14 protein-coding genes are annotated in these 13,787 nt (G+C 50.4%); all 14 read right to left on the bottom strand.

The genetic code is table 11. The features are described 5' to 3' along the window. Nucleotides 1-81: 81 nt before the first annotated feature. Nucleotides 82-1,170 (bottom strand): carbohydrate ABC transporter permease, encoded by a 1,089-nt coding sequence (locus L1N82_RS15680; RefSeq protein ID WP_235288392.1) that lies wholly within the window; start codon nt 1,168-1,170, stop codon nt 82-84. 1 nt (nt 1,171) lies between these two features. After that, nucleotides 1,172-2,260: a carbohydrate ABC transporter permease gene (locus tag L1N82_RS15685; RefSeq protein ID WP_235288393.1), complete on the bottom strand. Its 1,089-nt coding sequence runs from the start codon at nt 2,258-2,260 to the stop codon at nt 1,172-1,174. A 110-nt stretch (nt 2,261-2,370) separates the two neighbouring features. Beyond that, nucleotides 2,371-3,768, bottom strand: coding sequence for an ABC transporter substrate-binding protein (locus L1N82_RS15690; protein WP_235288394.1), 1,398 nt, complete (start codon nt 3,766-3,768; stop codon nt 2,371-2,373). A gap of 139 nt (nt 3,769-3,907) precedes the next feature. Further along, on the bottom strand, nt 3,908-4,045 hold the full coding sequence (locus L1N82_RS15695) for a hypothetical protein (RefSeq protein ID WP_235288395.1): 138 nt from the start codon (nt 4,043-4,045) through the stop codon (nt 3,908-3,910). Between the two features lie 163 nt (nt 4,046-4,208). Further along, on the bottom strand, nt 4,209-5,159 hold the full coding sequence (locus tag L1N82_RS15700; RefSeq protein ID WP_235288396.1) for an aldo/keto reductase: 951 nt from the start codon (nt 5,157-5,159) through the stop codon (nt 4,209-4,211). A gap of 107 nt (nt 5,160-5,266) precedes the next feature. Next, a complete protein-coding gene (locus L1N82_RS15705; protein ID WP_235288397.1) occupies nt 5,267-5,926 on the bottom strand; it encodes an ATP-binding cassette domain-containing protein in 660 nt (219 codons plus the stop codon). Between the two features lie 808 nt (nt 5,927-6,734). Further along, a complete protein-coding gene (locus L1N82_RS15710; protein WP_235288398.1) occupies nt 6,735-7,442 on the bottom strand; it encodes a hypothetical protein in 708 nt (235 codons plus the stop codon). A gap of 964 nt (nt 7,443-8,406) precedes the next feature. Beyond that, nucleotides 8,407-8,802: a hypothetical protein gene (locus tag L1N82_RS15715; RefSeq protein ID WP_235288399.1), complete on the bottom strand. Its 396-nt coding sequence runs from the start codon at nt 8,800-8,802 to the stop codon at nt 8,407-8,409. Between the two features lie 250 nt (nt 8,803-9,052). After that, nucleotides 9,053-9,880, bottom strand: a complete 828-nt coding sequence (locus tag L1N82_RS15720) for an inositol monophosphatase family protein (protein ID WP_235288400.1) — start codon at nt 9,878-9,880, stop codon at nt 9,053-9,055. 87 nt (nt 9,881-9,967) lie between these two features. After that, complete coding sequence (locus L1N82_RS15725; RefSeq protein WP_235288401.1) at nt 9,968-10,198, bottom strand: hypothetical protein; 231 nt, start codon at nt 10,196-10,198, stop codon at nt 9,968-9,970. Between the two features lie 182 nt (nt 10,199-10,380). Continuing rightward, entirely contained in the window at nt 10,381-11,031 is a 651-nt protein-coding gene (locus tag L1N82_RS15730; RefSeq protein ID WP_235288402.1) for a ComEC/Rec2 family competence protein, read from the bottom strand. Beyond that, nucleotides 10,985-12,049, bottom strand: a complete 1,065-nt coding sequence (locus tag L1N82_RS15735; RefSeq protein WP_235288403.1) for an ABC transporter ATP-binding protein — start codon at nt 12,047-12,049, stop codon at nt 10,985-10,987. The genes L1N82_RS15730 and L1N82_RS15735 overlap by 47 nt, the downstream gene beginning before the upstream one ends. A gap of 1 nt (nt 12,050) precedes the next feature. Next, on the bottom strand, nt 12,051-12,905 hold the full coding sequence (locus tag L1N82_RS15740; RefSeq protein WP_235288404.1) for an ABC transporter permease: 855 nt from the start codon (nt 12,903-12,905) through the stop codon (nt 12,051-12,053). After that, nucleotides 12,902-13,777 (bottom strand): ABC transporter permease, encoded by an 876-nt coding sequence (locus tag L1N82_RS15745; RefSeq protein WP_235288405.1) that lies wholly within the window; start codon nt 13,775-13,777, stop codon nt 12,902-12,904. The genes L1N82_RS15740 and L1N82_RS15745 overlap by 4 nt, the downstream gene beginning before the upstream one ends. Nucleotides 13,778-13,787: the final 10 nt, after the last annotated feature.

The raw sequence follows: 13,787 nt of genomic DNA on the forward strand, positions 1-13,787 counted from the left end.
ATCATAAAACAGGGCTGCTGCCGCTCCTGCGGCAGCAGCCCTGTCAGCCCGCGGGGCGGGTCAGATTCCTCTTAGACCTCCTTACCCTTTGACCGATCCGCCCAGCAGGCCGCGGACAAAGTAGCGCTGCAGCGCAAAGAATACAGCGAGCGGCATCAGCATGGAAATGAAGGCTGCCGCCGTCAGCAGATGCCAGTCATTGCCCCTGGAGCCGACAAGATTGGCGATCTTCATAGACATGACCTGAACATTCGGCTGGCTGCCGAGGAAGATGAGCGATACCAGATAGTCATTCCACACCCATAGGAACTGGAAGATGCTGATTGAAGCCAGCGCGGGTACGGACAGCGGCAGGATAAGCCGGCTGAATATGGTGAAATTCGTTGCTCCGTCCATAAAAGCAGATTCGAATAGATCCTTCGGCAGCTGGCTGATCGAGTTATACATGAAGTAGGTAATCAGCGGCAGGCCAAATGCCGAGTGCGCCAGCCATATGCCGAAATAGGTTCCGTTAAGACCCAGCGACGTATAATCCCGCAAGATCGGGATCAGCGCTACCTGCAGCGGCACAACCAGCAGCGCAATGATAATGATGAAGAAGAGCTTCCGCCCCGGAAAACGCAGCCAGGCGAAGGCATAAGCCGCAAAGGAAGCGATAAAAATCGGGATGACCGTGGCCGGAACCGTGACCGCGAGCGTATTCCAGAATGACTGGGACATGCCGCTGCCCTGCTCTGTTTTCGTGCCCCCGTCGGGCATCGTAATCTGATAGCTCTTGCCCCCTAGCACAGTCTGGTAGTTCTGCAGCGTGAAGTTCGTCATCATGACCCACTGCTTCTCCTGGACGCTGATGGTGCGCGCGCGGCGGTTCTCCCAGACCAGCCGGTTCCCGTCCTGTACCACGCCTTCGCGAAGCTGGGCATCACTGAAGGTGACCCCGTTGACTGTAATCGGCTGGCGCAGATCGGTTTCCCGGTCGAGCGTGATGGTGTCTACTGCCGCCCAGTCGCGGTGGGGGATGATCTTCCACCAGCCCGTCTGCAGTATGTCCGCCGCAGGACGAAATGAGGAAACCAAGAGCCCTAGTGTAGGCACAAACCAGATTATACAGATTACCGCAAGTACGGTGTTGATCAGCCACTTGGATCGCCGCGGTCCTTTTTTACGCATATTAGAAGCCCCCTTCTCTCCGGAACTGCCGAAGATTGATCATGATGACCGGTATGACAGCAATCAGCAGCACAATCGCAAGCGTGGAGCCGTAGCCGGCATTCTGATACATGAACAGCTGCCTGTAAAACTGTGTCGCCACAACCTCCGTGTCGTACTGGCCGCCGGTCATGATCATGACGACGTCGAAGATCTTCAGTGTAAAGACGATAATGGTCGTCGTCACGGACAGCAGCGTGCCCGAGATGTAGGGAATCATAATGCTGAAGAAGATCCGGACCTCCCCGGCTCCGTCCATTCGCGCCGCCTCCAGCATATCCTCCGGTATACTCTTGATGGCCGCCGAAAAAATGACCATCGCAAATCCGGTCTGCATCCAGACCAGTATTGCAATCAGGAACAGGTTGTTCCAAGGCTGAATCATACTGATCCACGCCTGCGGCTCTCCGCCCATCGCCACTACAATCGCGTTCAGCAGACCAATCTGCTGCTGTTCCGGCTGGTAGTAGTAAATGAACTTCCAAATGACACCCGCTGCGACAAAAGAAATAGCCATCGGCATGAAGATAATCGCCTTGGCCACCTTCTCAAAGCTGCTCCGGTCCGCCAGGATGGCAATCAGCAGGCCGATACTGACGCACAGAACCGTACCCACGAACACCCACAGCAGATTGTTGCGCAGCGCGGTAGCAAGCAGGCGGTCTGTAAAGACGGCCGCATAGTTGGACAATCCGACGAAGTTCTGAGAGCCGGCGTCCAGAAAGCTGAGGTACAGGGTCCGCAGAGTCGGAAGCACCAGCAGCCAGCCCAGCAGAAGGACAGCCGGACCAATAAATACAAAAGGCAATATTCTCCGCTTCCATTGGTCCGGATACTGCTCAACCACCCAATTGAGTGTATAGTAAATTGAATAGATGCCGAGCGCTCCCCAAACTACGGCTATCAGCGCATTTAAGACCGGGGGAAGACCCGAATCACGAAAAAACAAAAAGATCAGCCAATGTATCGCGATATTTAGCGCTGGCACAAGCACGGACAGCAAGAGCAAACGCAGAGTATTGCCTTTTCCCTTCTTCACCTGCACTTCCATTGCACAATCCCCCCTGACGTATAAACCCGAAGCCGATTCGTGTGTAGGAAAAAGCGGGAGCCCGGCCAGCTGTTAACTGTCCGGCTGTCTCCCGCTATCCTCTTACAAAGTTACTTCCAGCCGGTCTGGATCTGCTGCATCGCCTGGTCCAGGTCGGCTGTTCCGCTGACATAATCCGTCATACCCTTCCAGAATGTACCCGCGCCTACAGAGCCGGGCATCAAGTCTGAGCCGTCAAAGCGGATCGTGTCCGCCGTCTGCAGGAATTCAGCCATGCGGCGCTCCTGCTCGTTCGGGTACCAGGCTGGATCGGCATCGTTCATCGGCGCGGTTACGCCACCCGATTGAATCCATGTCTTCAGCGACTCGGCCGTAGTGAAGAACTCCATGACCGCACGAACCTCAGGACGATCATTGAACATCGCATAAATATCGCCAGAGATCAGAGCAGGCTGACCGTACTCGGCATTGATCGGAGGCAGCGGGAACCAGTCATAGTTGTCGGCCGACAGGCCTTCCGGGAAGAAGCTCGTAATGAACCCGGCCTGCCGGTGCAGCCAGGCTTTTGGCGGATTGTCAAACAGCGGGCGGACCGCATCACCGAATGATGTGGTCGCGATCGCTTTGCGTCCGCCATAAACATAGTCATCATTGAACCAGATTTCGGACATCCGCTTCACCGCATTCTTGACAATGTCGTCGGTGAACGGCAGTTCGCCTGCTACCCACTTGTCGTAATTTTCCGGCGTAGTGGTCCGGAGCATGATATCCTCCAGCCAATCTGTCGCCGGCCAGCCCGTTGCAGCACCGCTCTCAATACCGATGCTCCAGGCCGGATCACCGTCCTGCGCGATCTGGTCTGTAAGAGTCATCAGCTCATCCCAAGTCTTTGGAACCGTATAGCCTGCGGCTTCGAACTCGGGCTTGTTATACCACACTAGGCTCTTCACACTGCTTCGCGCCCATACGCCGGCCATCACATCACCATTTGGCCCCGGCATCGACGCCATATCCAGCCAGCTTTGGTTATACTGACGTTTCAGGTGCTCCTCACTCATGAACGTGCTGACATCGATCACCTTGCCGTCCTTCACGAATCCTCTAAGCAGTCCAGGCTGCGGGAAATCGGCGATATCCGGCGCGTTGCCTCCGTTAACCCGCACAGAGATCGTTGCTTCGAATTCCTTGGAGCCCTCATAAGCGATATCAATACCCGTCGTCTCTTCGAACGCCCGGATACTCTCCGTAAACTTCACTTCGTCCGCGTCTGTGAACGGACCGAACATCGTGACCTTCGTACCTTTAAAATCACCGTTATAAGCTTGCTCGAGAGCAGATCCTGCGGGCGCATTATTGCCGCCGCCCGTATTGGTCTGCGGATCGTTCGTTCCTTGATTGCCGCCGTTCTGGCCTGCGTTGTTGTTCCCGCCGCAAGCCGACACGATCATGGCCAGAGCCGTAAGGAGAATAAAGGCAGACAGGACCCTGTTTCTTCTTCCTGATTTCATACTCTCAACCCTCTCTGTTATAGAATGGACTTCGTTCCGTTATCCTTGTACTTCATGGAGGAGCCACTAACCTTTGAAAGCCTCACCTCCTTTAAAATACCAACAAATGAATTTTTTTATCCCCTGATGCACTGAGAAATTATCCGGCACTTGCAGAGCTGGCCGGCAGAGCTTCGGCAAACGCAGCGGGAAGACATACCGCTAGTGCGGACGCGCCAAAAAGCAGCACGCCGACAATCCATCTGCGCTGCTGCTGGTAGCCATGCCATAAGTCCATGTCCATAAATTTTTATGTCCACATTCCGGTAATTATTCCGAAGCGGCATGTTCTGCTAGCTTTCGGCACGCAAAAAATAACGCCTGCACAAGGCTGCTCTGAAGCAGACCTGTACAGGCGTTTGCCGCTGCCCTTCCGGGCGATTGATAACGTTAGGATATTATTATTCTGCGGCGATTGCGCGGATCTCCTGCAGCGTGGCCTCATCCAGTTCAACCTCTGCGGCAGGCAGAATGTTCAGAATATGTGACGGCTTGCGAACACCGACAATCGCGCTTGTCAGTGCTGGATGAGCCAGCACATAAGCTACCGCCAGCTGCGGCAGTGTGATATCGTAGCGGGCAGCAATCGTCTTCAGACGGTTGGCCTTATCCACGTTCTTCCGGAGCCCTTCGCCGGTATGCGCTGCCGAACGGGAACGCCAGTCGCCCTCGTCGAAGGTTGTTTCATATGTGTAATTGCCGGACAAGAGACCGGAAGTCAGCGGGCTGTAGGAAACCACGCCGATCCCCTTCTCCTGGCAGTACGGCAGAATTTCCTTCTCTACTGCAGGCCGAAGAATCGAATACGGCGGCTGAAGAGAATCCACATGCCGGACTGTAAGCGATTTCTCTAATAACGGCACGTCGTAATTGCTTACGCCGACATAACGCACTTTGCCGTCCTGGACGAGCTTGTCCATCGCCCGCATCGTCTCCTCTGCCGGTGCATTCGTGCCAGTGTCCGGCCAGTGCATCTGGTACAGGTCTATGTAATCTGTCCCCAGGCGCTTCAGCGAAGCCTCTGCTTCCCGCAGAATGGAATCATAGGTACCATTGCGGGTTACATTCTTATCCTCATCCCACACCAGTCCGCACTTGGTAGCCAGTACAACCTTGTCGCGGTCGCTGCCGAGCGCCCTGCCGATCACTTCCTCCGAATGCCCAAGGCCGTAAACGGCAGCGGTATCATAGAAGGTAACACCCGCATCCAATGCCGCCCGCACACTCTCCACAGACAGCTCATCATCCTGCGAGCCCCAGCTGCTCGCCCAGCCTGACCCTCCAATTGCCCATGAGCCAAAGCCGATCACCGAAATCTCAGGTCCATTCTTACCAAGCTTGCGGTACTTCATCACTGGTTCACTCCTTCTTCGGATAGGTACGTATCCATTATAGGAGATATTGCCTTCCAGCTAAAGACGTGAAGCAGGGTAACGTTACTAACCTGGAGTATACTGAGCTATATAGACGTTCTATTCTCAATGTTAAAGATAGTTCCATTACCAAACTCGAACACCTGATCGCACAGGAGCGTGATATCTTCTTGAATATGACTTGTCAAAAGAATTGTTTTTCCTTGGTTCTTTTCCCTAACCAGTAAGGAACGTATGAGCTCAACTCCATCCCTATCTAAACCGTTAAATGGTTCGTCAAGAATGAGCAACCTTGGATTTTCCATAATGGCTTGGGCAATAGCCAGGCGTTGCTTCATTCCAAGTGAATACTTCTTTACCGGTTGATTGTTGTCAGGATCTAACCCAACTGTCACAAGGGTCTCACGTATTTCTTTTTTTCCAACTCTTCTTCTTAGTGACGCTAAAAGGGTGAGATTTCTCATACCTGTATACTGATCCAAAAAACCCGGTTGTTCAATTATTATCCCGGTGTCTTGAGGGAAATCTACTTTTTCACCTATTTTGTCCCCTAAAATCTCGACCTCCCCTTGATCAGGCGTCAAAAATCCACATAATACTTTGAAAAAAACGGATTTCCCTGAACCATTCGGTCCGATAAAACCATATATTTGCCCAGTCGGAAGAGCAAAGGATACGTTATCAAATATAATACGCCCTCTGAACTTTTTTGACAGGCGGTCAATTTTCACTGCATACCTTTCCATACTACTCACTCCCTCGTTAGTCAATCAATCTCTAGTATTACAGCCCGGTTATTACTAAAAATTAATTTTCCGACAACTATAGTAACTACCAAATTAACTAGGTAAAATAATGTTAGAGAGAGGTTGGGCCCTATAGAAGACAACACATTTGTTTTTGTAAGATAAACATTCTGACCAATTGGAAATAACAGCTTTGGATAGATGAAATGTGAGATATATATAATTACTATAACAATAATACTAATATGAAATTTCTTTGTTATCTGAGTGATGATTATCTGTATAAGTGAAATGGTATAAGTCCCAATAATTTGAACACATAGTATGTTTACAATAATATGATAGATCGGATAAGTCCTACTACCACTCAGTTCCATCATACTACTCAACGGGAATTTTAACGCAACCATTCCAAATAGGCTAACATTATAAGTAATGAAATATATAACAACAAATACTAGAACGCTAAGAAAATGCGAGAAATAATACTCATATTTGTTATTAAGACGAATTAGGTAATGTTGTGCTTTAGCTCCCATATTACGTAACATATAGAGCTCCAAAAACGCACTAAACATCAAGTAAGGAAAGATACTAACAAACAATTGCATAATAGCAGTTTTGTGTTCAGGGTATCCCCCGTAATTGAAGATCACCGCATCCAGGAGTCCAAAATTATCGAACGTTTTGGAAAACAGCAAATGGATCATACTTATAGAAAGCGGCCAAATAATAAAGATTAACAACTGGCGGTAAGATTGTTCGAGATGATAAGATAAGACAATTCGGATAATATTTCGAACAGTAATTAATAATCAGCCTCCTTAACCAACCACATTGAAATACCAATAAATGCCGAAATAACTACTGAAAGCGGGAGATTAGATTGAATAAGAAACCATGCCAAGTTGTAGCTGCTTTCAAAGTGAAACACATATAAGTTGCTTATATCAATCGAACGCAGAATCGGTACGTTTCCAATTTTCATAACAATGTTTACAGCCAAGTATGTAACAACAGCAACTATACTAATGGTATGGCTTCTGCGTCTAGTTATACATTGAAGACTAATATATAGTGCGCTAATGAACAACAAACCAATAAAAAACCTAACGACAAATAATAGTACCGCTTGTTTAGGTAACAGATTTAAATAGAATGATGTGTACATGTCATTACCGCCCAATGTATACTCGCTCCAAGCATCACCATTTCCCCATATACCTGCTACCTGCATACTGACTCCGTACGTTGCACATGTATAAACAATACTCCACAAAAAAACAGTAACAAACTTGGTAAAGAGCCAGTTTCTCTTTAAACGTAATGAAGGAAGAATATATTGCATAATTGGTCCATCATTAACTATATCCATTACAATAGCAATATAAATAGGAATTAGAAAAAGATAGCGGAAATAGTGATTGCCGTAAGTAAAAAAGAAACGATTCCAACCATTAGCACTTGAAGGATAAGAATTTATATACATCATTATAATTGGGACAACAGCCGACAATACAAGGAGAGACCACGTCCTTGAACTCCTAACAATTATCGTGGTTAAAAAGCGTATATACCGTCGAATTACTACGCTATCCATATTTATTTACCATTCTATAATTAATATAGTATAAAGATATCCCCAAAACTAACATCCCAATTATAGCCAGCGAAAAGTCGCTCAAACTATAGTCAGTACTGCTCATAAAGTTATACAAATTGGTCAAAGCATATCTGTTCATTATTTCATTGTTTGAAACGATGATGTCATATGTTAAATAAAAGCCGAATGGAATAACGTACGCCAAGATGTTTTTTGTAAAAAATGAACTTATACCATAAGCAAAGCCCGCGAAAGCAAACCCAATTAAGAAATGGACACCAAAGATGAAGAATATATAGAGGTCGGGAGTTTCGGTAAACAGATTACTATATAGACCTTCGGGATGGAAAGTGAATGGTTCAAGAACTTTATTTCTCGCTAACAGAGTGAGAAATATATAGTATATAATCTCGGGTAAAAGCAAAGCTATTCCTCCGGCTAGGCAGTTCACCAGGAATTTAATAGCTCGATACTTCCTCTCTCCGACTCTAATCATCTGTAAGTAATGATACTTGCTATTTTTTTCTTGAATATAGGATGCTGTGAAAGGAAGCACAGCTGCGAATATAAAGATAGTTTGCAAATAGATATAACTCTGGGTCCAAATATGATATTTGTTTTTTCCAAACTCATGGATTTTCTCGAGCCCTTGGACACTCAAATCCGTGGCATCTGAATCAATAAACACGCTGGTAGAGAGCAGAGTGTTGTAGGCCGACAAATACAGTAAACAAAGCGATACAAGAATCACAGACAGCATTCGAATATTCATTAGCGCCCTGCGAAGTTCACTTAAAAACATAGGATCACCTGAAGGCTATATTTTTAATAAACATTCCCCGCCGCATACTAAATGCAGCGGGGAATGTTTGCGGGATTAATAGGAATCAGGATTCCAAGCCCCTGTAACATTATAAGTATTATACCAGCTTCCATCATCTGTGTAAGCTTTTAGTCGGTATTTTTTATTAATTGCCATACCGTAATTTTCGAATAAATGCGTCCCGGAAGTCTTCGTAGTGAAGACATCCGTCCTTTGTTCATCCTCAGAATTAACAACCAAAAAGTTCATACGCACTTTAGACTCTACAGTGGAGACTTTAACCACCGGTGATTCATCTGTTGTAAACTTATACGCTTCACTAGAGTAGGCAGCACCATGCCATAATCCAGTATTCATGTCAAACTTGAATTTGTAGTTATAAGCGTAAGCTGCGGAACTCCCCAATACAGCAAGTGCTACCACTCCTAAAGCAATTGTCTTTTTGAGCATAGCTAATACAGCACCTCCTTTCCTCGTAATTGAGGTAGTGATTTATGATTTTAATCTACATACAAATCATTCAGTATGCACAAAAAAACCATCAACCTCACATAAAAGGATACATTTTACAAATAAGTAGGACCAGTTTCTTAATGACTGTTTATATGGGATTTTTTTACTATTCCACAAATCCTCTTTTATTACTTTTAGTGGGTAAGTGGGTTTACCACCCAAATTCGAACCCTACATATGTCAAAACTCAATTTTTAAGCGACTCTTTAACATCCATAAGGATAATGCTTGTTATCTCATCATGAGTCCATCCGTTCGTGGCCACGAGTGAATCCATCGCCAGGTGAAAACTTGCTCCGAACCGGTCCGTTACACGTCCCCCTGCTTCGGTCACAATGAGGCTGCCTGCCGCTACATCCCAAGGGTGGAGCCCCCGGTGCCAGAAGCCGGTCAAACGGCCGCAAGCGACCCAGCAGAGGTCAAGGCTCGCCGCTCCGTTCATCCGCAGATTGCGGCAGCTGCCCACGAAGCGTCTTATCTGCGGAAGTGCTTCGGACTCCTCGTGCCAGTCACCCGCATGAAAGCCAGTCGCAAGCACAGCCTCCGACAGGCGCCGCTCTTTCTGCGACACCTGAAGCCTTGCGTCATTAAGGTATGCCCCGCCGCCTTTAACCGCATGAAACAACTCATCAGTAAGCGGATTGTAGACCACACCCGCTACCGGCTGTCCGTCCTTCACAATGCCGATCGAAACCGCAAAATGGGGAATACGATGGATGTAATTCGTCGTGCCGTCAATCGGGTCAATAATCCAGCCATACCCGCCGACTTGCTGCTTAAAAGCAGTGTAGGAATCTATGCCGCTGTCCGCTTCCTCCCCCAGAATCCAGTGACCGGGGTAAACCTCTGCAAGCCTGCTGCGCAGCAGTTCCTCGCACTGACGGTCTGCCTGCGTAACCAAATCCGAATCGTTCTTCTTCTGCTCGATATGGAGCTCATCATCCAGCATCTTCTTCATTAGTGTGCCCGCTTCTCTCGCCCACAGCATCGCATGCTGCAGCAGTTGTGCTTCCATACTGCTCATCCTTTGCACTTATTAAGTGTATTTAATCAGCCGCGCCGGCTGTCCGTTCCACTGCATTCTCCGTGCCGATAATAATATCTATCCCTTTATTATTTGAAGCCTGCCGGATAAACCGCCCGACACGTCACCTGTCACATACCACTGCGTCCGCCGCCCGCTGCACAGCTCGTCATAGATGCCGTAAAGATGAAGCGCCTGGGCCCTGCTGTTAGGGATGACGGCAATCTTCGGCTCCGCAAACGCCAGCCGTCCTTCATTCATGCCATCCTCCATGCCGTGATGCGGCACCTTCAATACAACACGCTGCATCCGAGACTGCTCAGCTGCGCCGGATGCTGCCAGCCGGGCTCCAATTAATCCGCGCCGAACAGTACGCCTTCATCCTGCCTGTCCGGTTTCAGCCGGCACAAGCCGGTAGAATGAGCTGTCATATTGGACAGCTCATAGAAGGACAGCAATGCCGCCTGTTCTCCTGTAAGCCCATTTACCAGCTATTCATAAGCCGGGAGCGGATCACCTGTCCACGGATATAGATGCTCGAATACATAGCCCTCAATGGACCATACCTGCCGGCTCTGCTCATCTGCATAGACGTTCCGGTAAGTAATCAGCGTCCCCTGGCCTTCCAGCGTGCGGACAAGCTGGAGATAGCTGTCCAGCAGCTGATGCCCCTGCTGCACGAACGAATCCTCCCTATCCCAGCCGTTAAATAAATCAAGGGACGGCAGATCAAACAGTTCATACGGCAGCACAGCCTCTGTAATCCGCTTCGCAGCCGTCAGCGGCAGCAGACACATGAGGTGATTCTCGTGCAGGTGCGTCAAGATCAGCATATCCAGCTGCTCCGCACCTTCCTGCTGCATCCACTCCATAGGAGTGGATGCACCACTGCCCGGGAGCGGAGACCCGTCACCGCCGTCAATCAAGGTCAGATGACCTGATGGCAGACGGATACAATGGCTGTCACCCCAGCCGACATTCAGAAAGTATACAACTGCAGACGTATTATCGTCTCCATTCACAGTGGTCTCTGCAGATACTGCGGCTACGCTTGCCGCCGCGGTCTGCTGTGTTTCCGGATATCCGTTCATGCTGTCACGCACCTGCCAGGCGCTGTCCGGCTCCTGCCGCTGATTCCTCAAGCTCGAACCAGTACGCCCGCTCTGCCGGCAGATGAAGCCGGTAAACGCCAGGCTCACAGGCCTCATCCGCATCAGCGAAGAAGGCCTGGCTGCCAACCCGGACCATGTGGCGGTAGGACGAACCGATGAACAAGTGATTCGTCACTTCCCCGGTCAGCTGCCAGCCTCCCTCCACCGCCTCAACAAGCGGCCATTCTCCGGCCGCTGAAGCAGGCAGCTGCTCTGCCCTGCTCCCAATCGCCATGTCGCAGGAACGGACGACCAGTCTCCTCGTCTCTGAGCCGCGCCGCACATGCAGCGTATGGCTGTCACCGAGGAAGTGGGCCGTGAAGTAACTCGACGGCTGGTAATACACTTCCTTGGGAGTGCCAGCCTGCTCGATCCGGCCTTCGTTCATCAGCACTACATAATCAGCCATCGACAGCGCCTCTTCCTGGTCATGCGTTACATACAACGCCGTGATGCCGAACGACTGCTGAATATTGCGGATTTCTACCCGCAGGCGCTGCCTGACCTTGGCATCCAGATTGGACAGCGGCTCGTCCATAAGCAGCAGATGCGGCTGCACGACAAGCGCTCTTGCCAGTGCGATCCGCTGCTGCTGGCCGCCGGAATACTGCTGCGGATGCCTCTTCTTCACATCCGCTGGATCAATCTCTACGCGGCGCAGCACCTCGGTTACTCGGCGTTCAATCTCTGCGGCGGGTGTCCGGCGGAGCTTCAGACCGTACGCTATATTGTCGAACACCGACATATGCGGCCAGAGCGCATAGTTCTGGAACACCATTGTGGCCCCGCGGTGCTGCGGCGGCGCATAGGTTACATCCTTGCCTCCGAAGCGGATGGCCCCGCTGTCCGGCTTGATCAATCCGGCAAGCGTGCGCAGCAGTGTCGTCTTGCCGCAGCCGCTGGGACCTACAATCGCAGTCAGCCCGCCTTCAGGCAGCGTCAAGTCAATCTGGTTTATCCCTCTCTGATTAGCGTATGTCTTCGTCAACTGCTCAATTCGAATCTGCATCTTAGACCCTCCCGAATGCGCTTAGATATTCCGACTTCATGAACTTCTGCATCATCAGCAGCAGGATAATGCCCGGCAGCATCAGCAGGATGGCCGTCACCGATGCTATCTGCATTTCGTAGCCCATCGCCGCGTTATACATGAAGACCGGCAGCGTTGTTTTGAACGGTGCGCCGATGAGCAGGCTGCCTGTAAATTCATCCAGCGAGTACAGGAACACCAGCAGGGAAGAAGCAATGACGCCTGGAACAGCCAGCGGCAGTGTAATGGTGAAGAACGATCTCAGCTTCGAAGCCCCCAGCATCGTGGATGCTTCCTCCATCGACTCCGGTATGGACTGAAACACGGACACCATCGTCCAGATGCAGAACACCACCGAACCTACCAGGTGAATCAGAATGACGCCGGTCCATGTTCCTACGAGATCCCAGCGGTACATCAGCACCATTGCGTTCGAGAATACAGGCAGCTGCGGGAACGCCTGCGGCAGCAGGAACAGCAGCAGCAGGATCGTCCGGCCCGGAATCCGGTAGCGGGCCAGCATATAGGACAGCGGTATGCTGATGATCAGGCAGATGACCGTGACAGCTATCGCGATCAGGAAGCTTGATATAAGCGCATCCATCATTTTTCCTTCAAATACTTTGGACCAGTACGAGGTCCCCCACTCCAGCGGCCAGGGGCTTGGCCAATACCACTTCTCGGCAAATGACCAGATCAGCAGACTGAGCAGCGGTCCCATGATCAGGAACAAGGCCCCTGCCATCAGAATCATCCGCAGCAGCAGCCGGCGCCATCGTGCGCCCGTTATAACGCCCGGACCGGCCGGTTGTACAGCAGCAGTTTCCGTGCTCATGCCTTCACCACCTTCTTCATGTAGTAAATGGCCGCTCCCATTGATACCAGATAGGAGATGACACCAAGCGCGTTGGCAACGCCGTAATCCTGCTGGTAGACGATCTGGTAGTAAAGGTCCACCATCAGCATCTGCTTGCCGTCGGCGCTGCCCATCATCGCCGGTATGGAGAAGCTGCCCATCATGGAGCTGAATGTCAGTACGGCAACAACCCCGATCGAGCCCCGGCCCATCGGGAGGAGGATGTCCTTGATCAGCCTGAAGCTCCCCGCCCCCTGATTGCGTGCCGCTTCCAGGTAGCTGTTATCAACGCCGCGGAAGGCGCCAAGCACGAGCAGCAGCGCGAAGCCGATATTTTTCCATACGAGCGCCAGCACCAGGCCGGCTGTAGAGAAGGCGATCGACGGCACCTGGTCCGGATCATACAAGCCAAGCGGCATAAGCGCCGAATTCAACGTGCCGTGCGGAGCAAGAAACACCCGCATCGCATGTCCCACCACGACGAATGGAACGAAGAGCGGGATTTTAAAGAGAAACTCCACGAGGGAGGCTGTTTTCAATCGCAGCAGTCCGCCAAGCAGCACGGACAGAAGCAGCAGCAGCCCCAGACTCAGGCCGCTTACCCACAAGGTAAACCACATATCACCGGCATAGAGCCGGAACGCCTTGCTGTAATTCGCCAATGTATAAGTACCATCTTCGGTACGGAAGCTTTCGGTCAATGACTGAATAAAAGGATATACAAAAAAAATGCCCACAATAGAAACGGCTGGGGCGGCAATTCCCGCCCCGGCCAGCCATTTCCATATGGACGATGGGATTTTCGCTGTTCGTGCCTTCCCGGCTGCACGTGCTGTTTGCGCGTTATTCATCCATGCACCG

The organism is Paenibacillus tarimensis, from assembly GCF_021532315.1.
In the GTDB taxonomy this organism is placed as follows: Bacteria; Bacillota; Bacilli; order Paenibacillales; family Paenibacillaceae; genus Paenibacillus_I; species Paenibacillus_I tarimensis.